The sequence below is a fragment of the Desulfuromonas sp. TF genome, assembly GCF_000472285.1.
GTDB lineage: Bacteria > Desulfobacterota > Desulfuromonadia > Desulfuromonadales > ATBO01 > ATBO01.
In genome coordinates this window covers 378,391-398,512 of the sequence record NZ_KI421421.1, presented here as the reverse complement: position 1 = coordinate 398,512, position 20,122 = coordinate 378,391, and the positions used below count along the sequence as shown (strand labels likewise).

Genomic DNA, 20,122 nt, shown 5'->3' with positions numbered 1-20,122 from the left:
CGGATATACTCGTCGGCCCCCGCCTCCAGAGCCTCGATCCGGTCCTGCTCCCTGACCTTGGCGGTCATGGCGATGATGGTGCATCCGGCCGTTTCAGGCGCTGCCTTTAAGGTGCGGGCCACCTCATGTCCATCCATTCCTCCGGGCATCATGATATCCAGCAGAATCAGATCGGGCTGATTCAGCCTGGCCATGTCAATCCCTTCCCGTCCGTTTTCTGCCTGGAGAATTTGACGGTCTTCCCGTCGAAGGATAATTTCGAGGAGTCGGCTGATCTCGGGCTGATCATCAACGATGAGAATTTTTTTCATCGAATTTCCCCCTGGGACGACAATGCCGTGCCTGCCGGAAGGAAGTTTCGACCCCCGGAAGAAATTAAATTAAAAAAACAGTGCATTGAAGGGGAAATCGAAGAAAAGAATACCACAAGTTTAACCGTGGCGATTTTTTTTGCAAATATCGAAAATGCTAGGATTTTCTAATGCTAAGACAGGTCCAATCAAGAGATGGACATGAGATAAGGCTCTGAACAACTCAACAATCAGGTGAACGGTTCATAAATTCATGGATGTATCGGGGAGGCTGCCTCACCGCAATCGGGACAATAGTCCCATCCTTCGGCGAGGACGCCTCCGCAGCGGCAGTGAAATCTCGCATGCCGCATGCGCCGGCAGATCCTGAGGGCAATGAGCACAACCGCCGCCAGTGCATTCAGAACCAGAAGCGTCAGTCCGAAAGGACCCAATGTGAAAAATGTGCTGACTGTGCAATGGCCGCAGCAATAAGACCAGAGATTGTAGCCGAAGACGGTCAGGGCGGTCGCTCCGACAATGAACAGCGCCGCCGAACCGGTCAGGATGCTCCTCTTCATGCGGCCTTCTCCTTGCGTTTCCGTCCGCACCAGGGACAGAAGGCGTGATAGGTGGCCGTGGAGCGATCGCAGTCAGCGCAATTTTCCCTGAGCAATGTCCGGCACCTTGGGCACAGAAGCCACTCCGGCTCCACCGGCCGCCGACAGCCGGTGCAGTCTCCGGCAACCCGGAATTCGGGCTCCTGCCCGCCCTCAATCTCCGTGAGTATGGCGTAGGCCAGGAAAGCAAGCATGACCAGGAAGGTCAACACCATTTCTCTCTCCCTTAACCCGCAGCCGCCAGTTTCCCGGGATCCCTGAGTCGATCGGACTCGATCAGGCCGTCCCGCAGCACCACGGTGCGGTGGAACCAGCTCCGGTTCTCCGGATCGTGGGTGACCATGACAATGGTCTGCCCCTCCTCGTTCAACTCCCGCAGAAGAGTCATGATTTCGGTGCTGGTAGCCGTGTCCAGACTTCCGGTCGGCTCGTCGGCGAGCACCAGCGGTGGAGCATTGACCAGAGCGCGAGCAATGGCGACCCGCTCCTGTTCGCCCCCCGAAAGCTGACTGGGAAGATGGCCGGCGCGGCCGGAAAGACCGACCCTCTCCAGCACGCCGGCAGCCCGCTGCCGTTTTTCTGCCGCCGGCATCCTCTTCACCGCCAGAGGGAGCATGACATTCTCGATCGCATTCAGGTAGGGGACCAGATTAAACGACTGGAAGACGAAACCCAGGTATTCGCGCCGAAAATCGGCCAGTTTCTCCTGACCCAGGGCGCAAAGATCGATCCCGTCCACGATCAGCTTTCCGGCGGTCGGATGGCAAAGACCTCCCAGGAGGGTAAGCAAGGTGCTCTTTCCGGATCCCGATGGTCCCATGACGCCGAGAAAGGTCCCTTCCTCGACGCTCAGGTCGATCCCCTTGAGGGCCTCCACGCAGTCCGCCTCACCAGTGTATCGCTTCTTCAATCCGCTTATTTCGATAAATGCCATGAAAACCTCTGTCATTGGTCATTGGTCATTGGCCATTTGTTTTTCAGGTTCTCACAAATGACAAATGACTGATGACGGTTTTACAAAGCCCGAAGGGCTTCGGTCGGATCCATCCTGCTGGCGTGCAGGGCGGGATAAAAGGAGGCGAGGGTGCCGACGAAGAGGGCGAGCAGGAGCGAGCCACCGGCCAGGGGCATACTCCAGACCAGGTGCGGATGCTCCTCTGCCAGAAACGGCAGGATCAGCCGGGTCGCCCCCATCCCGGCGAGAAACCCGAGAAGTCCGGCGAACAGACTCACCGCCGAGGCCTCCATGAGAATAAGCCCCACCACGTGTCCGCGGCGAAAACCGAGGGCGCGGAAGATGCCTATCTCCCGCGTGCGTTCGTTGACCGACCCCATCATGGTGACGAAGACCACCAGAGCCCCGACCAGGATCACCACCATGGCCACCCCGAGGGAGAAGACGCGGAACTGGTCGAGAGCATGCATGCGCGTCTTCACCACCTGCTGGATGGCGCTGACCTTGACGTCGGGGAGCACGGCGGCGATCTGATTCACCATATCCTCCACCGGACAGTCTCCGCAGAGCGCCGCCACCTCCGCCAGAGAGACCAGGCCTTCCTTGCCGAGCAGCTGCTGCGCGGCCGGCAGAGAGCCGATCAGCAGATGGTCGTCCTGGGAGCCGGTCTCGCGCAGGATGCCCGTCAAGGTGAAGCTGCGGCCGTCGATGACGACCGGCTCTCCCATCTCCAGGCCGAGACGCCGGGCCACGGCGCTGCCCGCCACCAGTTCGTCGTCGGTCTTCAGCGGCCGGCCATCCAGCGACCACCAGCGTTTGACCTGGAATTCCACCTCCTGGTTCACGCCCATGAGCAGCACCCGGGAAGTGCCCACCTCGACGGCTCCCAGCACCTTGGGGGTGACGGCCGCGATATTGCGGGCATTGGGGATGTCGAAAATCCGGACCAGATCACGCTGGCGGATCTCGTGGGCATCGACGGAAACCGCCCCGAGAGTAATGCCGCCGTAGGCGAGGGAGAGCTCATCGCTGCGCGGGGTGATGAGGATATTGGCGCCGTAGGTGTCGAGCTTGTGCTCAGCCTCCATGGTCAGGGCCTCGGTGAGAGAGAGCAGGGTCACTACCGTGCCCACCCCGATCAGGAGTCCGGCCACAAGGAATACCAGACGCGCCTTTCGGCGGCGCAGGTTGTTGAAGGCGATGGTTCGTAAGTTCATAATTCACTTCCGGCTGAAGGCTTCAGACATGGGGCTCCTTTGGCTCCCGGGACCCCGGGGACCCGGGGGCCGGGACTGGTGGCTGATCTCATCGTTACTGTTGCGGGAAGTATTTCCCACCCAATTCCAGGTCGGAGGCGGCGATGACGACCCGGCCATCGGCTATGGAACGTTCAATCGGGGCCGGATTGCAGCCGCCCTTCACCTCATTGATCATGTCGGAACGAAACTTCATGTTGCAGTTGTTGCAGACCATGGAGTCCCCCTCCTGCCGATATCCCTTCCTGGCATGATAGCAGACGTCGCAGGCGTCGAAGGCGGCCCGGATCACCCCATCGTGACTCTGAAGAAGGAAGAAGTTGACATAGTCATCACCGCTGCGGTAGCTGAAGTAATGGGCCTTGCCGTCGCTCACCTGCGCCACAGGCACTGTCACCTTTCCCCCTTCGGCGACCAGCGTCTGGTAGGCGCCGCCGGTGCCGCCGGCGGATTTCCAACCGACCATGCCGGCCGCAGCCACGGCCGCCACCAAAACAATGGCGACCCAGAGGAGAGGGTGACGCTTCTTCTCCTGCTGAAACTGGGATCTTTTCTCCTGACGTTCACTCATCTGTCTATCTCCTTTAGGCTCGTATATTTTTGATCCAGCTTTACCAATCACGAATCATCAATCACCGGTTTATTATCCGCAACAGCTGCCGCCACACCCTTTTCCGCCCCCCTCGACCGCCGCTTTCAGGGTCGGATCGAAAATCTGCACCGGGACGGCCGCGACAAGATCGCCATACCAGCGATCCAGCTTGAGCCGGCGCCGACTCTCGTCGGATTCACCCTTGAGGACGTAATCCTCGATATTGCGCTGAATGATCATTTCTTCCTTCAACTGGCGGCGATAGTTGTCTTCCCCACCGAAGCGCGCCTGTACGACGGCATCGAAATCGGCATTACTCAGGCGCATTTTCTGCCACTGCAGGTCGACTTCCCCGTCCTGCACCACCACCCCGTTTTTCTCGGCGGCGCTCAACAGGAGTTCACGCTGGAGGATCTCCTCCCAGACCGACTTGAGCAGTCCACCTTTCGGGGCCGCGGCCCTTTCTTCATAACGGGAGAGAACATCGGCCAATTCCGAACGGCTGATCAGCCGTTCCCCGATGCGGCCAATGAACCGGTCCGCCAGACTGCTCGCATCATCGCGAAGCAGACGGTAGTCGGCGGCAGAGAGGTTCCGGATCAGGGCCGCGGGATACCCGGCTTCGGAAATGCGCCCGGCAATCGATTGGGGATTAATGGTGGAAGGGATATACTCCACCCGGGCCCGGCCCGAGGTCACACTGACTTCGACCTGACCCACTCCCTTGCTCCCCTCAAGGGCGGTGCGGATATTCTGCACGCAGGAGCCGCAGGAAAGATTTCGTACCGAATACTCGGCAAGAGCGAACTCCCCGGGCTTGGATGCAGTCCAGGCAAATCCTCCTGCAAGAGCCAGCACGACAACGAGAAGGGTGGCAATCGTCAAGCGAAACTTCATGATTCGAACTCTCCTTATGAATATGAAAAAAACGAGCCTTTTATCGTCTTGCTCAGGACATGTGCAAACGATGGAGGTCATCGTCGCAGTCGTATTTCACAACCCGTGCCAGTCTCAAGCATAGGCCCATAAAGACTTGTAATTACATCTCAATATGGGAATACTTCAAAAGATGGGAAATGAGAACTGTGGAATATCCTGAAGGAGCGCTGTTGAATATTCTTCAGAAAAAAGAATAAAATTTCAAATGAGAGTGGCGCGAAGACTCTCATGCCGACCTCCGGAACACGGAGTTCCCGACTGAGGGAATCGGGAACCCCATGCTCCGTTATTGCGCCGGTCTGTCAAACTCGTAGCCGCAGGCTGGGCATTTGAGGCGCAGATAGGACTTTTTCTCCGCCGGCGAGCAGGCCGCCAGGGAGAGAGCAAGCATCGAAACCAACAGCCAGGAAACGAATTTTCTCATATTTTTCACCTCCTTCCGGTTGCAGCAGTGACTACGGTCGGCTATTGCCTTCGGCATGCATTGCAGAACATATTGGAAATGTATCAAGATTTCAAAACTTTGCACCCCAGCCACACAGTCCGATTTCCATATTTCGCGCTTCTTCCAATGGCTCCTCAAAAACTTAATCAGGCATTCCCACGGATCGATTTTTTCCCAAAAAAAAGCAGTTGACATCCCCTTTGCCCTTTTGTTATAAAGTGTCTCCGTCACACGGGGCTATAGCTCAGCTGGGAGAGCGCTTGAATGGCATTCAAGAGGTCGGCGGTTCGATCCCGCCTAGCTCCACCAAAAAACGCAGAAAGGGGTTAGCGGCAACGCTGACCCCTTTTTTTATTTGCCGAAGCCCTTCGATTCCCGAAGCCCTTCGATTCCAAAAACGAACACGCCGAGCCTCCGAAATCTCCAAATGCGCGCCAAGTTTCATTCCTTCCAACTGGACCATTTCGACCCCCTGATTCTTTTTCTGCGCTTATGTCCACAGGGGCCCGGTTTCCTGGAAAGCCCCGGTTCCACGACCCGGACGGGCCGCTACAGTATCGTCCCCCTTCGTCGGCGCGAATCGTACCGCCTGGATGAAGGGGGACTGGTCCGGATCTCGGAAGGCGAGGAAACGCTTTTGCCCGGCGATCCCTTCCTGACGCTCGCCGCCATACTCGCTTCCCGCCGCCTTCCGGAGGAAACATCTCCCTCCCCCTTCCCGGGCGGATTCTTCGGCTACTTTTCCTACGACCTGGCCGGATGGATCGAGGAGCTGCCGTGCACCGCACGGCGCGACCGCCCCATCCCACATCTCTGGCTCGACTGGGTCGACACGACGGCCGTCTATGACCATCATTCCGGCACCCTGATCCTGGCCTCTCTCGATCCGGAAGCGGATCTCGAGAAGTTGGAGACGGATGTCCGCCTGGCCCACGGCTCACCCCTTCACCCCCACCCTCCGGTCGACAGCCCCACACCCTCTCCCCTCCTGTCGCAGGATGATTTCGAAGGGATGGTCCGGATGGTCCGGGAGTACATTGCGGCCGGAGACATCTACCAGGCCAACCTCTCCTGCCGGTTCGACCTCCGCTGGCCGGGGAGCACCGAAGACCTTTATGCCCGTCTGCGCCGCATCAACCCCTCCCCCTTTGCCTGCCTGGTGCGCTCTCCGCAGGTGGAAATCATCTCCTCCTCGCCGGAGCGGCTCGTCTCACTTCACCGGGGGATGGCCGAAACCCGACCCATCGCCGGCACCCGCCCCCGGGGATACGCCCCGCCCGATGATCTTCGTCTTGCCGAGGAACTCCTCGGCCACCCCAAGGAGAGGGCCGAACATATCATGCTCCTCGACCTGGAGCGCAACGACCTCGGCAAAGTCTGCTGCCCCGGGAGCGTGGAGGTGGACGAATTGATGGTCCTCGAACGGTACTCCCACGTGACCCATATCGTCTCGAATGTCCGGGGAAAGCTGATCGAGGGGCTCGGACCCTTCGACCTTCTCCGGGCCACCTTCCCGGGCGGCACCATCACCGGAGTGCCCAAAAAGCGCTGCATGGAGATCATCGAGGAACTTGAACCGACGGGAAGGGGGATTTACACGGGAAGTGCCGGGTATATCAGCGTCACCGGCGAAATGGACCTGAACATCCTCATCCGCACTTTTCAGAAATGCGGTGAATCGCTGAGCTATCAGGTGGGTGCAGGGATCGTGGCCGATTCGGTTCCCGCCCGGGAGTGGAAGGAGTGTCTGGCCAAAGGCAGGGCACTGCAGGAAGCACTGAAGGAGTGTCAGCCATGATCGTGAACCTGAACGGCCGATTCGTATCACCCGGGGAAGCCCGGATATCGGTGGATGACGGAACCATTCTGTTCGGAGAGAGCCTTTTCGAAACCATGAAGGCGCGCCGGCAGAACCTCCTCTTCCTGGACGAACATCTCGACCGCATCGAACTGGCCGCCGGGCTTTTGAACTTTCCGTTTTCCCGGGAAACGATTCGTCAGGCCCTCATGGAAACGGCCGCCCGGCTGGAATCCCCGGCCTCCCGCCTGCGCCTGACCGTAAGCCGCGGCTCTTTCTCGGGGCTGATTTTTCCGCCGCCATCGCAGGGACACTTCATCATAAGCGCCGGACCCTACCGCGAACCGACGCAGGAGGAGCGCCTCGGCGGAATTCGCTGCGTCTTCGCCCTCAATCGGAGAGTGAATCCCCTCTCGCACCTCCCTCAGATGAAGAGGGGCAACTATGCCGACTGCCTCTATGCGGCCAATCACGCTCTCAGCCGGGGAGCCCGGGAAGCTCTCTTCAAGACGGACGACGGCCTGGCGCTGGAAGGCGCCACATCCAATCTCTTTCTCCTGCGGGACAGGACACTCGTCACCCCTCCGGCCGGGGAACTGGTGCTGGCGGGCATCATGCGCCGCCAAATCCTGTCGGCTGCGAAACGTTTGGGGTTTGCGATCGAGGAACGGGAGGTATTCTGCCAGGAGCTGTTTGCAGCCGATGAGGCATTCATCACCAACTCGCTGATCGAGCTTCTCCCCATCGACTCGATAGAGGGAAGGGCCCTCTCCAGGGGAGAGGCAAGCGAAGAATTGCGACGGGTTGTGGAATCCCGTTAGAGGCGGATGGTAGCCGTAAGGGAAAAATCTCTTCAATACCGCAAACCTCTTGACCCGTTCAACGTATGTCATTATAATTCACTCCGCTTTAGCCGAAGTGGTGGAATTGGTAGACACGTCGGTCTCAAAAACCGATGGCTTCTGGCCGTGCCGGTTCGATTCCGGCCTTCGGCACCACTAGCCCTAACCGCCTAAAATTACTTACATTTTTAAGCGGATTGACAGCGCTACACAAAACGCTACACTAGGAGCGGAATTGTGAGCGCTGTTTTTTTGTCCAGGATACCGGCAAACATGTTGATCAGGAACAACAAGTACCACTACAGGAGACGAATACCTTCTTCCTTAATAGACCTATTCGGACGCAAGGAGGTAACAAAGTCTCTGCATACCACCAAGCCGCTAGAGGCTACTCGCCTTAAGAATTACCTAGATGGCCAGCTTGAGAGCCTTTTCCAAGCATGTAGGTTCAACTCGATACCTGCAGATGTAGCCAAAGCACGTCTACACGCCATCCTAAACGGTGGTCCTCAACCCGATACCCCACAAGAGAATCAACCCACCACAATCGTTATAGCTGCACCTTCTCGCAGGCGAGGCAAGCGCCTAGCCGAAGCCATTGAAGCCTTCAGCAAAGAGAAAGAGTATAGCTGGACAGCCAAGACAAAAAAGGAATACTCAGGAATATTTGACAAGATCCTGCATGGTCTATCTAACCCATGGTTACAAGACCTGGACCGCCCTACCCTCGTTACCTATCGTGACGTTCTGACCAAGGAAGGCAAGAGCGTTAAAACGGTCAACAAGTATCTCCAGATACTCTCTACAGTTTTAAGACATGCCGGCCGCTTAACGTGGATTCAGGGCAATCCTGCTGAAGGGTTAGGACTCCAAGACAACCGCAGACCGGATGAAGTAAGACGAGCTTTCACATCAGATGAAATCAAGACTATTTTCGAAGCACTCCAGAGAGAAAAGCAGGCGTTCTATCAGGCAGGAAGACACGAGCGCTATTGGCTTCCACTTCTTGGAATTTTCACAGGCGCCAGGGTCAACGAGCTTGCTCAGCTCAGCATTACCGATGTTATAGAGGATGACGGCATACCGGCCATCTCCATTACCTCCTCTGGTGATGAGGGCAAGAGGATCAAGAGCGAGACATCAAGACGCACCATACCGCTCCATCAAGACCTTCTTACCCTTGGCTTCCTTGTCTATGTAAGAAATATGAGGGAGCAGGACCATAGCAGGCTCTTCCCTGCCCTAAGACTTGGCCCTAATGGATACTCCCACTATTTTGTGACTCAACACTTCTCTGGAAAAAAGGGATGGCTAAAGACTCAGTTACCGGGACTAGAGCCAGGCATGTCTTTTCACTGCTTTAGGCACTCCTTCGCTGAGAAACTTAAAGATGCGGAGATAGGAGAGCGGCTAATAGAGGAGCTTATGGGCCATCGGCTTACCTCATTATCGATGGGGCGTTACGGGAAACCCTACAAGGCAGATGTTCGCCTCCAAGCCATTAGCAGGATTCAATACAGGCTAATTCCAGAGCTGAAGGAAGAGGAGTTATTTGATCCCGCTAGCGGACAGGAACATGATTACCTGACGTGCGGGGAAACTAGTGTAAGGGTGTATCTTGATGAAGGAGTCGAACCGCGTGAACGCTTACAATACTTGCGTCCCGACCTACACGGATATAGCCCTTTCCATGGAGAGATAACCTCCTTTCTTCAGGATTAAAGACATAAGATATAAATACCCCTACCCTACTACCCCTGCCTCACCTTAAGAAAACTCACCAGAAGTCATTCTATCGCTTATCAGAAGTACTTTTTACGTTTCACCTAAAGAAGCTTTCCATCGAGGGCGGAGGGACTTGAAGGCCATATGTCCTATTTGAGTTCTCTGAAACGATTTCGAGCATTCTACTACATGCTCTGGTGTAGCCCATCTGACAGGACTTGTCCATAAATCCTAATGCTTCCTTGAATGCACCTACAGCATTGAGTACTTCTGCTTGAAGATGAAAATATTTAGGGTTGTTTGGTTTTAGGTTATATGCCTTTTGAAAGCATTTGGCAGCATCTTCATATTGTTTAACCGTTGCATATGATATACCCAATTTACACCATTTCTCATCGTCGCTTGGAATCATATCAAGTGCTTGTTTATAGTATTTAATGGAAGACCAAATGTATCCTTCTTCATACGCTTGATCTCCTAAAGAAGTTAATTTGGCTGCCTCTTCTTTTTTGCAACCAAATAGTGTAAACAATATCATTAGACTAATAAAGATAATCCGTAACACATATATCTCCTTAAACCAATAAGGCTAATAACCATTAAAAGCAATTTCCATCAATCCTATAGCAGCAATACCTAGTATAGTTAACACGAAAACGATTGCAGACAAGCACATATGTGCTATGCCATGGAAAACACTACCCCTTGCAGCATTGATTGCACCAATAATAAATCCAATAATGGATAGGAGAATACCTCCAAATACAAGGTATCCTATGGAAGGAAGCATATATCCCCAATAGATTAAGGCTGATGAAGAATTGGTCTTGGACTCGGAAATATCATTTTGTGACCGAGAACTACTTTCAATAGCAATAGGCTTTACATATTGGCCTCTCGACAGAGGAGCTCCAATACCACAAGATTGGCATTTATGATTTTCTTTATTTTCTATTACAGAAGCACATTGGCGGCATACTGTTTTATCTTTCTGCAACCAATTGAAAGCTGAAGACTTAAAGGAGGGATTCTGAGTATCACAGAAGTTACAATATTCAGCAGCAGAAGAAAGCTGCTTCCCACAAGAGGGACAAGCAGATACAGTAGGTATAGCGAGTTCTTCAGCAGGAGGCTCAGATACAGGTTTTATGTTGTCGGAAGTACTCTGAATCGGATATCCGCAATTAGGGCATGCATTAGCTTTATCATATACTTGCTTGTTACATTCAGGACAGTTTACTAAAGCCATTAGCAATTCCTCCATGGATATTAGAGCCAACCTTCATAATAGATATACATATTGTATTTTTACATAACAATTCTTAGAACGTACATGATCCACAACAATGCTAACATGGAAGGAACCAAGAGGACATAGCATGCTATTTTCGCCATTTTTATTTCTCTAGATAATTTAGACAACTCACCTTTTTCCAATAGCAACTTCTGACGAATATACATTCCAATGGCCCCACCCGTACCGAGAGGGAATCCTAGAACTGCTGTCCAAATATAAAGCCCTTTGGGTATCTTAGGAGTATTAATATCAGTATCTCTATTTGTATTTACAAAACTTATTGTTTCGATAGAATCTTCCTGATTTGGTAATGATCCTTGGCTGGTAGATTCTGTATTATTTTTGCTTCCATCATTACTTTTAATTGGGTTTACAATTCCACAACTTGGACAGATCATATCTGTCAACTCATTCCCAGTAAACTTGAATTCGCATGAACTACATTCCTTAATAGGTTTTTCCAATTTTCTTGGTTTGGATTTATTCTTAACTTTAGGTTCTGAGTTATTAAGAGGATATCCACATCCGGGGCAAGCATTTGCTTTATCAGAAACTTCTCTTTCACACTCTGGACAGCTAACTAAAGCCATACTAATTCCCTCCTAAATTAATCTTTGTCAAATCCGAATGCCTTACCTACTAAGGCACCGATGAATATTAACCAGAAGACAACTACCAACCAAATCGGGAACATCCCAAAAAGGATTGTCATACCTGTTGCGCCGAGAGCAAAGGCAAATAATGTCGATATTGGCATTAAACCCTCCCCTTAACCGAACGTAATCAAGCGAGATACCTACTCTTTTTCAGCATGAATAGGTCCTTATTTTAAACATTGAAAAGTCAATAGACAAGCTAAATTACACGTTTTTTGTGTATTTCTAGATCTGAGTGATTATGGCGCTCATGAAGAGCATCCATGATCCTAGATATGTCGAAATGATTAACCATCTGAAGCAGGTGAGGAAAGCCAAGAAGGTATCTCAGGTTACGCTCGGAGAACGCCTACAGTGGAATCAGCAGGATATCTCCAGGGTTGAGAGTTTTGAACGAAGGTTGGATTTTATAGAGCTTTGTGACTGGCTGGATGCTCTGGATTATCCGCTTGAGGACTTCATGCGGGAGATCGGCAGGCTCAAATAGATCGATTTCATATACCCCTCCTGTGCATAATTTTGCTGGGCTAACTACGCCAATTCAATTAAGTTCTTATTCCCCTTAGCACTATTACACGCTCTACATGCAAACCCTAGATTGCTCTGCATCCATTCTCCACCCCTGGAAAGTGGGTTTATGTGGTCAAGGGTAGCTTGGGCAAAAGTAAGCTTTCTGCCACAATAGCGACATGGCACATACCCCCTGACCTTCTGATTATCGAACATGCGCCTCTTCAGCGCCTTCTTATCTCTTGAATTCCTAGCAGACATGACCCCTTCCAATCGCCTAATTACATTCCATTCAAATGCCAAAAGCTTGAGATACTAGCAAATCCTTTTCAGATCGCCCCATCGCTTTTATCTCTGCTTCTCTTTTGGACGCTGTGGATCGGCTGTGGCCTCCTTCCAGATAGACTACTTGCCGGGGTTGCCTTCCTCGGAAATACTTAGCTCCTTTTCTTCCCTCATGCTGCCGAAACCGTCTTTCGATATCCGTGGTAATTCCGGTATAGAGGGAGTCATCTGAACAGAGGATTATGTAGACATACCAGTCTCCTGAACTCGAATAAAGTTCTTGAGGGGTCCAAGTGCCAAGCCATCCTGAAGGCCGCTTATCTTCTGGTGTAATTAGTCCCATGGTTATAGTTCACAAATTCCGCTCATGGTCATTATCTTATAATATTTTTGATATCAGATAAGTTAATTATCAGAGAACTTTCTCCATCAAAATAACTACACTGAAATTGATTACAAACTATTGGGGATGCTATAATCACATCGTTGCTATCTCTGAGTTGAATACTAACTTTAGTTCGATCACCACTTTTAACATTTTCTTTAAATTTTTGTGCTACTTCTCTTCCTGATGCACTTGCAAAATTTAGTACGAAAATAAATCCAAAAAAAACTACCACTACACCAATTGCAAATAAAAACATTTTATATGAGAACGTCAAAAAATCATCTTCACGTTTTTCTTCAGAAGCGCAAATTCCTTTGGTATCTGTACTCCTATTCAAATTGGTTCGTGTATGGAATTTTTGACGTGCCAGCTTTAGCAAAGTTGCACCAATTGCAGCAGTTAAAACAACCCCTTCTGCGGCTAACAAATATAACCCAATGGCTTTACCACCCATGTTTGTGGATGCAATGAATCCGTGAAAGAGGGTTCTATCAAATGACAAAGGGAAAAGAGATTCTTCGATTCCAAATTCATTTAAATAGCCTTGGTAAAACATTAGACCAAGAGCGTAAAGAGCCGCACTACTTATTGTCACTATAATTGCAGAGTACTTAATCATACAGGACTTCCTGATGCAGTCTTACTTCCCTGAATTGATATAGGTCTTCTCACCTTCTCAGCCACATTTTTCCGGCAACAGATCTCTTTTCCTCACCAGGCACCTTAAGGCTTGCAGATGCCACAAGGCTTATACCCCTGACTGATCGCCTCTGCTCGTGACGAGAACACTTTTATGCAGTTCTTGCAGTTGTAATGCTTGCATGTGCTTTGGTGGAATACGTGGCTACTGGTATTGCCGTGGTAAACGTTAGCTGAAGTAGCCTGCTTTGCTGATGAGGATGCCGAGAGAGTAATTGATTGTGGGTCTGCCCTTCCACCATTCCTCTTAGCAGCTCTCCACACCCAAGGCGGTACAGGGTTCTTGTCTCTCCATAGGCCCTTCCCTGCAGCTCTCGCTTCTGCCTCAAGCACTCCCAGAGAAGCATCATTGCTGTACTTCCTATACCACCAGGCATACCCTTCCCTGACTAGCTCCCTGTTTAAGCTCCTGCCATCAGGAAGGATAACTTCACCTACCGTCCTCCCGTACCGATCCGTATCCTTGACCTCTACAGTGACGATCTTCTGTGCTGCGATATCCAAGACAAAATGCTTGGCCTTGTTGCCGTATGCTTGACCTTTCTCAGGAGTGTCTATGCCATGGAGCCTTATGCGTTCTGCTCTGCCGTTGTGTAGGACTTCTACTGTGTCTCCATCGGTAATCTTGACCAGCATTCCTTGGAAGGATGCTGCAAAGCAATGTGAAGCATAGACTACCAAAGCAACTGAAGTTAAAATAAATCGAATTGATTCAATCATCTAATTAATTGTGGACCCTAGAGCTAAAATTTTATGGAAAGGAACATACCTGTACAGGCACTGTAGGAAATCCTTGACATCAATTGATTGTGTTCCAAAAGTTAGATCATTTCCTTCCAATGGATAGAATCCAGAATACTCTTTACCGTCATACCCAGCAACTGCTCCTTGTACATTCATATATAGTTTAGTTTCCAAGTTTTTTAATTCTGAAAGCAGCTCACTGTCTGATTTATTTATGTAATCATGTATAGTTCTAATGCATCTATCAATGGCTCTGGTAATTAAAAATGTATTTGCACCGAAGTCAATTCTAAACTCGTTATCTGTCGAATAAATATTATATTGGTGAGATGGTGCCCGAACAGGACCCGTTGGATGTTTCAGCCACCAAGCGGAACTTCGGATAAAATCCTTAGCTATATCCAGCGAATTCATCTCTTTATGCTCATTAATTGCTTTCTTGATAGCCAATATTTCATTCTTAATTCTTCGTAAATCTTCTTTTTCTCTTATAAGGTGTTCAAATGTGTCTAGTTTTTGAATGATATCAAGGTAATCATCTCTTATCTCAGTTAAGGCTTCTTCCAAATCAAGAATCATCTGGAGTGTTATTTCTCTCCTCAACGAGAGCCATTTCGATAAGTTGTTTAATATGTGGTTTATTTGTTCTCTATCCTTTATATAGATACTCGCTTCCAGATTCTTTGTTCCTTTAAACGTGAGGTTTTGACTTCCTATTGTTGCGAATCCATCCGGAGAAATAATCATTTTTGCATGAAGTCCTTGAATTTCCCATAAACTTAACCCCATTTTTATAATGCTTTTCAAAGCATCAAGAGATGATGCTCCTGATATAAATGATTCAGACTTAAATGTTGTATAGACATCACACTCTTCACCAGAATACTTATCTAATACGAGTTCGGCTGTTTTAGATGTAATATACGGAGATAGCACAATGAGCTTACCCTTGACCCCTGAAATTTCCTTTTTCCACTTTCGATCTATGCTTCTGAAATAAAAGCTTTCCCTTAAATTCATATTTTAATATCCCATCTTCTCCGGAACACACCCTCTTACTCCACCTTTTGGCTCAGGTGTATCTCCTGCTCTCCTGGGGATTAGGTGTATGTGTGCATGCATCACTGTTTGACCAGCAACTTCTCCGCAATTCATCCCTATATTGAACCCCTTAACGCTCGGGTCCTCCTGGAGCACTTTCTTCCGCAACTGTCTTAGCAGCTCTTCTGCGTGTTGCCTCTCCTCTGAGGTCATCGTGAAGTACTCTTCTGTATGCCTGTAGGGGATTATGAGTAAATGTCCTTGGGTTACAGGGTGCTTATCTTTTATGGCGAACACGGTCCCACGGGTGGCGACTATTCTCTCTGTGATTTCTTTTGAGCAGAAGATGCAGCCGGCAACACCGGGAGCTTTATAACGGGCTGACTCCTCACTCACTGGGAGTACCCCTATGATCTGAAAGGATCGTTTTCAAAACTTCAATGCTGAGAATGTTGCTGGGATCTCTATGGATCATTCTATGGCAGTTGGAGCATACGGTGATGAGGTCGGTCTTGGGGTCTACGTGTTGTTCTTGCTGATAGGTGTGGATTGGCTTTATATGGTGGACCTCGATGAAATCGGCTCCCCTGGCACCATAGGATTTCTCGAAGTTGAAACCACAGATACACGTTAGGCCATGATGCTTGATAGCTTGTTGCCTATTGACTGCACTGCGCTCATATCGCTTCCCGTAGTACTCCTTAACAGCACCCTCCTTAGCTGGCCCCTTTTCTTCCAACATATCTGCCTCTATATCATTTACAGCCATATGCTCGCTTACCTCGCCAGAGAAGAAGACTTGATATTTTTCATAACCGTCAATCCTCGTGAGGCGAAGCACGATATTGGATTCAGGTTTTTGGTTTTGGCCATATAGGGCAAAGTGATGAGGGAATGTCTCCCGGAGGAGGATTGAGAATTCAGACTCCCAAAAAAGTCTAGTCCTTGCTGTTTCACTGGCCTCCATGTCAATGTGGGCTCTGTACCCTCTTCCTTGATATATCAGCGTAACAGGTCGACTTTCCCCTTGCCTCATTGCACCTGCAATGAAAAACCCTCTTATATCAATAGGAATACCAGTTCCTCTGTGAAGGAAGGTAGACTTATCTAGGACTTTTTCTGCAATATTAAATCCATCGATGGTCCAAGAATGTGAATTCATTTCAGCAGTTGAGTGAGAACGCCTCGCCTGTAAAAACGGATCATCAATATCAAAATATTTTATTTTTACTACTTGTCTTGGAAAAGAAATCCCATTTTCTTCTGGAACTTTGTATTCACTGTCTTTCCAGTAAATGCAATCCTCTAGCTCAATACAACCGATAACTTCAGAACCTGAAGTTAAGGGATGGTCAGTATGCCGATCGGTGTAACCAAACAATCTGCTCAGAAACTCTTCTTTCGTCTCACACCCATTGCCTAGACCATATTTAATCCATGCTTCATTGACTGAAAGGTTTTCATATTGTTTAAATACACCATAACCTCCTAATTTTCTAATTGGAGATTTGAGCATAAAATAAAATCTATCACCATGTTTAAGTCTAGTTAAATTCCAAGGGGTTGGAGTCCAGAAATTAACATTTTGATCAATTGAATTGTTCTTTAAAAATCTAAACCACTTAATGTCAGTAGGGGATATTGCGAACATAAAAACTCCGAAAGAATAAATCAGGCTATAATTTCAAAGAATGAGTGAATCATGATAAAATTTCAATGCGCTCCAGGTTAGCCTCTACATCTTGCTTGCGTAACCTGTAAGCAGCCCATATGGGAACACGGAGATCATCGTCGTAGTGGAGAATATAATTGGTTTGGTGCAGGAGGTGTTCGTTTGTTGCGGATAGTGGGGATACTGGAACTCCCCAAGGCAGATGGGTAAGGACTGCTTCGGCTTGCTCTGCCGGATCGAGGTCAAGCAGGGCATCGTATGCCTCTACTTTCCTCTGGGAGATATCGCAGTCACAGGTCTGAGAATAGGCTGGACCTGGAAGGATAAATAACAATGCAATCAGAATTGAGATAAGGTGCTTCATAAAGCCACTCCTGTTTACCTGGGCCCTCTTGTTTCTTCTCTTATTAGGTTTTTTGAATTTTTTTACCATTTCACAAAATATTCTCCTAAGGATAGGATTACACATTTAGAACTTCAATTTTCCTTATGTCACATTGATAATTTTTCCGATTCAATATTAAGTATTATTGTTTCTATATCGTGATCCAAACAATGTAAAACCTGTTTGATCTGATCCTCTTTAAACCCCAATGATTTAAGAAGATCCACCTTTTTATTAACTACTTCAATGGTTTGCATCTGGTAACCGATATTACTTTGCAAACTGAAATGGTTATTTTCTATTTCTTTCCTATCGACATCTTTTTGTAAAGATTCTACTTTCAATTTAGACATTTTATATTCATTTCTTATATTTATCAGTGAAAGAATCAAATCTTTCAGCTCTCTTATTGGCTCACCTATACCCTTAAACGAAATTTTACCAGGGGAATTATAGGTTATGCTTGAAACTTTTAAACTTGTGATATTCTTTTCAAAAAGGTTGTTCTTAAGAGCAATGCATACTTTGGCTAAATAATCACGATCATATAAGGATGCCTTTGATATATTATCGTGCTTTATTAAGTAAAATATATTGTAGATATCTTTTATTGAACTTAGAAGTTTTATAAACTCCTCTACAGACCAATTCTTATTGATATGTATCGTAAAAATATCTGTTTCACATATCCCATTTAAATCTTCTTCATAACAAATATCTTTTTCCAATAATTTTGGCCTAGCTAAATTTTCCAATTTTATTGTCTTTATTTTTTCAATTGATTCTTTGATATTTTCAATTATAGCATTGTCTTTCTCCAAGTAGTCGAATGCACCAACACGTATCGAATCCACTGCAAATTCTTTTGATCCGTATCCTGTTATAATTATTACCTTTGTGGCTGGAAACTCCTCAACTATTTTCTTAGCCAAAAAAAGACCACCATTTTTTACAGTTTTATTACCATCGACTCTATACAACATCTTTATGTCACAAAATACTACATCTACAACTTCACTCTCGATGACCTTTAATGCTGATGAACTTGAAGATGCCAAATAAATTTCATTCTCCTTGCTCTCAAGAACATCTTTCAATAAGGAGAGCCAATCTAGATCATCGTCTACAATCAATGCCTTAATTTTAAACATGTCAACTACTCCATTTCAACGGGAAACTGCATGCTTATCTCAGTCCATTTATTAATTTCAGATCGTATATTTATTTTGCCATTGTGTAATTTAACAATTTCTTTTACTAAATATAAGCCTAGACCACACCCATCGGATTTTGTTGAGAAATCAATTTGGAAAACCTTATCTAAATAAATGTCAGAAATGCCGCAACCTTCGTCTCTTATTTTAAACTGAATTGTATTTCCGGAACTTTCATACACATGAATGCATATAGTTCCACCGTCAGGCATTGCCTGTACCGAATTCTCAATTAAATTCCTTAAAAGCAAAACTAATAAATTATAATCACAGTATATTTCATCGATACTACTATCGTAATAAATTTTAATTTTTACTTCTTCAAACGATACTATTTCAATGGCTTCATTTAAAATACTTTTTAAACTCGATTTCTTCTTCCTGACAGATAAATTATTATGCATAATAGCTCTTAGCTTGAAAAGATCTTGACCCATAATAGTAGATCTTTTTTCAATGTTTTTGAGATATTTAAACAATCTACTATTTTCGACATCACCTTCAATATCTTTAATCAAAGCACAGGCAAGCTGATGAATTAATGTATTACTATTATTTAGATCATGGATAATTGATCTTGTAAATAACTCAATGTCATTAGGGAGGCTTAAACTGTTCTCAATTTCTTCATTTCGCTTAATAAGTTGATGAATTATCGAATCCTTTTCTTTAATTAATTCTTGATTCTGTTTCTCAATTTGTGAAACATATAGGACGTGTTCTATCCTTTCAATAAGATCTTGATTACTATAAGGCTTTAAAATGTAGTCGCTTGCGCCAGCCTTCATTATGCCAGTTGCAATCTCCTCCGATCCCTTCCCAGTCATAATAATAACAGGGATTAACTTGTTATAGACTTTAATTTTGTTCAGGAGACTTACACCATCCATACCTGGCATCATATAATCAGCTAATACTAAATCTACATTATTCTCTTTAACATAATTAAAAGCTTCAATTGCTTTTGAAAAAGTTATAACATTGTAATTATGTGACCTTAGAACCATTCCTGTTAATTCAATCATTATGCGTTCGTCATCTACTACTAATATTGTATATCTATTTGCCATATAGAATTCCATTTTTTACTTATTTAGGAAATAACCGTATGTTTCTCTATATAGAAAGAAAAAAGCCCCAAGGTCATCTAACTCTTTTAGGGGCTGCTACATACCTAATATAATTTCCGCCACAGACTAGCGGGCAAGCGCTGACGCAAGTATGCCCATGGTTATAAATTCTTCCCTCACTATCAAAACGAACCATATGTTAGCCTCTGCTTCTGCCCAGAAACTCAGGCGGCTCCCCTGCTGGGGCGATCACTTCTCGTTGTGTTCACTTCATACACCTTTATATGGTTCCTGATGCTGCACTGCTTATATGCAGAGCCATTACAATATTGATCTCTTATCCGCATCCAGAGCTCATCCTCAGTGTCCTGGTGCTTCTGGTAGAGCTTGCAGTTATCCAGCATGTCGCATCTTTCCATATTCCCCCTCCTCGTGAGTAGACCAAAAAAGCCCTCAAGATCCACACGGACCAAGAGGGCTGCTACATATCTATTCTGAAGTTTTCATTACGGGCGAGAGTACAAATGCGACCAGCACAAATGCATCTTTCTTTCCCACCTCTCAAACCATACATATGCCAGCCTCCGCTACTGCCCAAAATCCCGGACAGCTCCCCTGCTGCATCACAATGTCTAAACGGCATCCTATTACAAATTAATCTAATTCTCCAGAACTAATTCTGATCTAACTTCGAAATTT

At 47.4% G+C, this 20,122-nt stretch carries 25 protein-coding genes and 2 tRNA genes; 6 read left to right on the top strand and 21 right to left on the bottom strand.

The window, feature by feature from the left end; translation table 11 throughout:
* The 8 genes from DTF_RS23475 to DTF_RS26620 form a co-directional block, all read right to left on the bottom strand.
* A partial coding sequence (locus DTF_RS23475) for a response regulator (protein ID WP_035057033.1) occupies positions 1-311 on the bottom strand: 311 nt, incomplete at its 3' end.
* Positions 312-562: 251 nt separating this feature from the next.
* The gene (locus tag DTF_RS0113155) at positions 563-871 is read right to left on the bottom strand and encodes a hypothetical protein (RefSeq protein ID WP_027715695.1); all 309 of its coding nucleotides are present in this window, start codon (positions 869-871) and stop codon (positions 563-565) included.
* Positions 868-1,125 carry a zinc ribbon domain-containing protein gene (locus DTF_RS0113150; RefSeq protein WP_027715694.1) on the bottom strand — a complete coding sequence of 86 codons (258 nt, stop codon included), beginning with the start codon at positions 1,123-1,125 and terminating at the stop codon, positions 868-870. Before DTF_RS0113150 ends, DTF_RS0113155 begins: the two co-directional genes overlap by 4 nt.
* 11 nt (positions 1,126-1,136) lie before the next feature.
* Entirely contained in the window at positions 1,137-1,844 is a 708-nt protein-coding gene (locus DTF_RS0113145) for an ABC transporter ATP-binding protein (RefSeq protein ID WP_027715693.1), read from the bottom strand.
* Between the two features lie 80 nt (positions 1,845-1,924).
* Positions 1,925-3,082: an ABC transporter permease gene (locus tag DTF_RS0113140; protein WP_027715692.1), complete on the bottom strand. Its 1,158-nt coding sequence runs from the start codon at positions 3,080-3,082 to the stop codon at positions 1,925-1,927.
* Between the two features lie 94 nt (positions 3,083-3,176).
* Entirely contained in the window at positions 3,177-3,692 is a 516-nt protein-coding gene (locus DTF_RS0113135; protein ID WP_051361288.1) for a DUF2318 domain-containing protein, read from the bottom strand.
* Positions 3,693-3,764: 72 nt separating this feature from the next.
* Complete coding sequence (locus tag DTF_RS0113130; protein ID WP_027715690.1) at positions 3,765-4,610, bottom strand: cation transporter; 846 nt, start codon at positions 4,608-4,610, stop codon at positions 3,765-3,767.
* 328 nt (positions 4,611-4,938) lie between these two features.
* Entirely contained in the window at positions 4,939-5,076 is a 138-nt protein-coding gene (locus DTF_RS26620; RefSeq protein ID WP_155890818.1) for a hypothetical protein, read from the bottom strand.
* Between the two features lie 254 nt (positions 5,077-5,330).
* Between DTF_RS26620 and DTF_RS0113120 the strand changes: the two genes are divergently transcribed.
* The 5 genes from DTF_RS0113120 (at position 5,331) to DTF_RS0113095 (ending at position 9,459) form a co-directional block, all read left to right on the top strand.
* Positions 5,331-5,406 (top strand) — tRNA-Ala (locus tag DTF_RS0113120).
* A gap of 118 nt (positions 5,407-5,524) precedes the next feature.
* Positions 5,525-6,895, top strand: a complete 1,371-nt coding sequence (locus tag DTF_RS23470) for an anthranilate synthase component I family protein (protein ID WP_035057027.1) — start codon at positions 5,525-5,527, stop codon at positions 6,893-6,895.
* Complete coding sequence (locus DTF_RS0113105; RefSeq protein WP_027715688.1) at positions 6,892-7,716, top strand: aminotransferase class IV; 825 nt, start codon at positions 6,892-6,894, stop codon at positions 7,714-7,716. Before DTF_RS23470 ends, DTF_RS0113105 begins: the two co-directional genes overlap by 4 nt.
* Positions 7,717-7,807: 91 nt before the next feature.
* Positions 7,808-7,893: transfer RNA gene (locus tag DTF_RS0113100), tRNA-Leu, on the top strand.
* Between the two features lie 81 nt (positions 7,894-7,974).
* Complete coding sequence (locus DTF_RS0113095) at positions 7,975-9,459, top strand: site-specific integrase (RefSeq protein WP_155890817.1); 1,485 nt, start codon at positions 7,975-7,977, stop codon at positions 9,457-9,459.
* 100 nt (positions 9,460-9,559) lie between these two features.
* Here the strand turns inward: DTF_RS0113095 and DTF_RS0113090 are convergent, their stop codons facing one another.
* From DTF_RS0113090 to DTF_RS27270, 3 genes are read right to left on the bottom strand one after another with little or no spacing between them, the layout of a single operon-like run.
* Entirely contained in the window at positions 9,560-10,027 is a 468-nt protein-coding gene (locus DTF_RS0113090; RefSeq protein ID WP_027715686.1) for a M48 family metallopeptidase, read from the bottom strand.
* Positions 10,028-10,051: 24 nt separating this feature from the next.
* Positions 10,052-10,711 carry a zinc ribbon domain-containing protein gene (locus tag DTF_RS26615; RefSeq protein WP_155890816.1) on the bottom strand — a complete coding sequence of 220 codons (660 nt, stop codon included), beginning with the start codon at positions 10,709-10,711 and terminating at the stop codon, positions 10,052-10,054.
* Between the two features lie 59 nt (positions 10,712-10,770).
* Positions 10,771-11,349, bottom strand: a complete 579-nt coding sequence (locus tag DTF_RS27270) for a hypothetical protein (RefSeq protein WP_226989335.1) — start codon at positions 11,347-11,349, stop codon at positions 10,771-10,773.
* 307 nt (positions 11,350-11,656) lie between these two features.
* Here DTF_RS27270 and DTF_RS0113080 point away from each other — a divergent pair, with 307 nt between their 5' ends.
* The gene (locus DTF_RS0113080) at positions 11,657-11,902 is read left to right on the top strand and encodes a helix-turn-helix domain-containing protein (RefSeq protein WP_226989334.1); all 246 of its coding nucleotides are present in this window, start codon (positions 11,657-11,659) and stop codon (positions 11,900-11,902) included.
* A 44-nt stretch (positions 11,903-11,946) separates the two neighbouring features.
* Here DTF_RS0113080 and DTF_RS27795 read toward each other — a convergent pair whose 3' ends face one another.
* The 10 genes from DTF_RS27795 to DTF_RS0113045 all read right to left on the bottom strand — a co-directional run bounded on the left by DTF_RS27795 (position 11,947) and on the right by DTF_RS0113045 (position 19,435).
* On the bottom strand, positions 11,947-12,141 hold the full coding sequence (locus DTF_RS27795; protein ID WP_226989363.1) for an HNH endonuclease: 195 nt from the start codon (positions 12,139-12,141) through the stop codon (positions 11,947-11,949).
* A 76-nt stretch (positions 12,142-12,217) separates the two neighbouring features.
* Complete coding sequence (locus tag DTF_RS26180; protein ID WP_226989362.1) at positions 12,218-12,454, bottom strand: GIY-YIG nuclease family protein; 237 nt, start codon at positions 12,452-12,454, stop codon at positions 12,218-12,220.
* Positions 12,455-12,584: 130 nt separating this feature from the next.
* Positions 12,585-13,217, bottom strand: coding sequence for a hypothetical protein (locus DTF_RS26610; protein WP_155890815.1), 633 nt, complete (start codon positions 13,215-13,217; stop codon positions 12,585-12,587).
* Between the two features lie 104 nt (positions 13,218-13,321).
* Entirely contained in the window at positions 13,322-14,017 is a 696-nt protein-coding gene (locus DTF_RS26175; protein ID WP_226989333.1) for a thermonuclease family protein, read from the bottom strand.
* Positions 14,018-15,061 carry a phospholipase D-like domain-containing protein gene (locus DTF_RS0113070; RefSeq protein ID WP_081702962.1) on the bottom strand — a complete coding sequence of 348 codons (1,044 nt, stop codon included), beginning with the start codon at positions 15,059-15,061 and terminating at the stop codon, positions 14,018-14,020.
* A gap of 3 nt (positions 15,062-15,064) precedes the next feature.
* Positions 15,065-15,478, bottom strand: coding sequence for an HIT family protein (locus DTF_RS0113065; protein ID WP_051361287.1), 414 nt, complete (start codon positions 15,476-15,478; stop codon positions 15,065-15,067).
* Entirely contained in the window at positions 15,471-16,733 is a 1,263-nt protein-coding gene (locus DTF_RS26170; RefSeq protein ID WP_081702961.1) for an HNH endonuclease, read from the bottom strand. Before DTF_RS26170 ends, DTF_RS0113065 begins: the two co-directional genes overlap by 8 nt.
* Before the next feature lie 49 nt (positions 16,734-16,782).
* Positions 16,783-17,187, bottom strand: coding sequence for a hypothetical protein (locus DTF_RS0113055; RefSeq protein ID WP_155890814.1), 405 nt, complete (start codon positions 17,185-17,187; stop codon positions 16,783-16,785).
* A 59-nt stretch (positions 17,188-17,246) separates the two neighbouring features.
* Positions 17,247-18,290 (bottom strand): response regulator, encoded by a 1,044-nt coding sequence (locus tag DTF_RS0113050; RefSeq protein WP_027715680.1) that lies wholly within the window; start codon positions 18,288-18,290, stop codon positions 17,247-17,249.
* A 5-nt stretch (positions 18,291-18,295) separates the two neighbouring features.
* Positions 18,296-19,435, bottom strand: a complete 1,140-nt coding sequence (locus tag DTF_RS0113045; protein ID WP_081702960.1) for a hybrid sensor histidine kinase/response regulator — start codon at positions 19,433-19,435, stop codon at positions 18,296-18,298.
* Positions 19,436-20,122: the final 687 nt, after the last annotated feature.

Coding starts and splice junctions, on each gene's coding strand:
- DTF_RS0113155 (WP_027715695.1), bottom strand. CDS start 871: ATGAAGAGGAGCATCCTGACCGGTTCGGCGGCGCTGTTCATTGTCGGA.
- DTF_RS0113150 (WP_027715694.1), bottom strand. CDS start 1,125: ATGGTGTTGACCTTCCTGGTCATGCTTGCTTTCCTGGCCTACGCCATA.
- DTF_RS0113145 (WP_027715693.1), bottom strand. CDS start 1,844: ATGGCATTTATCGAAATAAGCGGATTGAAGAAGCGATACACTGGTGAG.
- DTF_RS0113140 (WP_027715692.1), bottom strand. CDS start 3,082: ATGAACTTACGAACCATCGCCTTCAACAACCTGCGCCGCCGAAAGGCG.
- DTF_RS0113135 (WP_051361288.1), bottom strand. CDS start 3,692: ATGAGTGAACGTCAGGAGAAAAGATCCCAGTTTCAGCAGGAGAAGAAG.
- DTF_RS0113130 (WP_027715690.1), bottom strand. CDS start 4,610: ATGAAGTTTCGCTTGACGATTGCCACCCTTCTCGTTGTCGTGCTGGCT.
- DTF_RS26620 (WP_155890818.1), bottom strand. CDS start 5,076: ATGAGAAAATTCGTTTCCTGGCTGTTGGTTTCGATGCTTGCTCTCTCC.
- DTF_RS23470 (WP_035057027.1), top strand. CDS start 5,525: ATGCGCGCCAAGTTTCATTCCTTCCAACTGGACCATTTCGACCCCCTG.
- DTF_RS0113105 (WP_027715688.1), top strand. CDS start 6,892: ATGATCGTGAACCTGAACGGCCGATTCGTATCACCCGGGGAAGCCCGG.
- DTF_RS26615 (WP_155890816.1), bottom strand. CDS start 10,711: ATGGCTTTAGTAAACTGTCCTGAATGTAACAAGCAAGTATATGATAAA.
- DTF_RS27270 (WP_226989335.1), bottom strand. CDS start 11,349: ATGGCTTTAGTTAGCTGTCCAGAGTGTGAAAGAGAAGTTTCTGATAAA.
- DTF_RS0113080 (WP_226989334.1), top strand. CDS start 11,657: ATGGCGCTCATGAAGAGCATCCATGATCCTAGATATGTCGAAATGATT.
- DTF_RS27795 (WP_226989363.1), bottom strand. CDS start 12,141: ATGTTCGATAATCAGAAGGTCAGGGGGTATGTGCCATGTCGCTATTGT.
- DTF_RS26610 (WP_155890815.1), bottom strand. CDS start 13,217: ATGATTAAGTACTCTGCAATTATAGTGACAATAAGTAGTGCGGCTCTT.
- DTF_RS26175 (WP_226989333.1), bottom strand. CDS start 14,017: ATGATTGAATCAATTCGATTTATTTTAACTTCAGTTGCTTTGGTAGTC.
- DTF_RS0113070 (WP_081702962.1), bottom strand. CDS start 15,061: ATGAATTTAAGGGAAAGCTTTTATTTCAGAAGCATAGATCGAAAGTGG.
- DTF_RS26170 (WP_081702961.1), bottom strand. CDS start 16,733: ATGTTCGCAATATCCCCTACTGACATTAAGTGGTTTAGATTTTTAAAG.
- DTF_RS0113055 (WP_155890814.1), bottom strand. CDS start 17,187: ATGGTAAAAAAATTCAAAAAACCTAATAAGAGAAGAAACAAGAGGGCC.
- DTF_RS0113050 (WP_027715680.1), bottom strand. CDS start 18,290: ATGTTTAAAATTAAGGCATTGATTGTAGACGATGATCTAGATTGGCTC.
- DTF_RS0113045 (WP_081702960.1), bottom strand. CDS start 19,435: ATGGAATTCTATATGGCAAATAGATATACAATATTAGTAGTAGATGAC.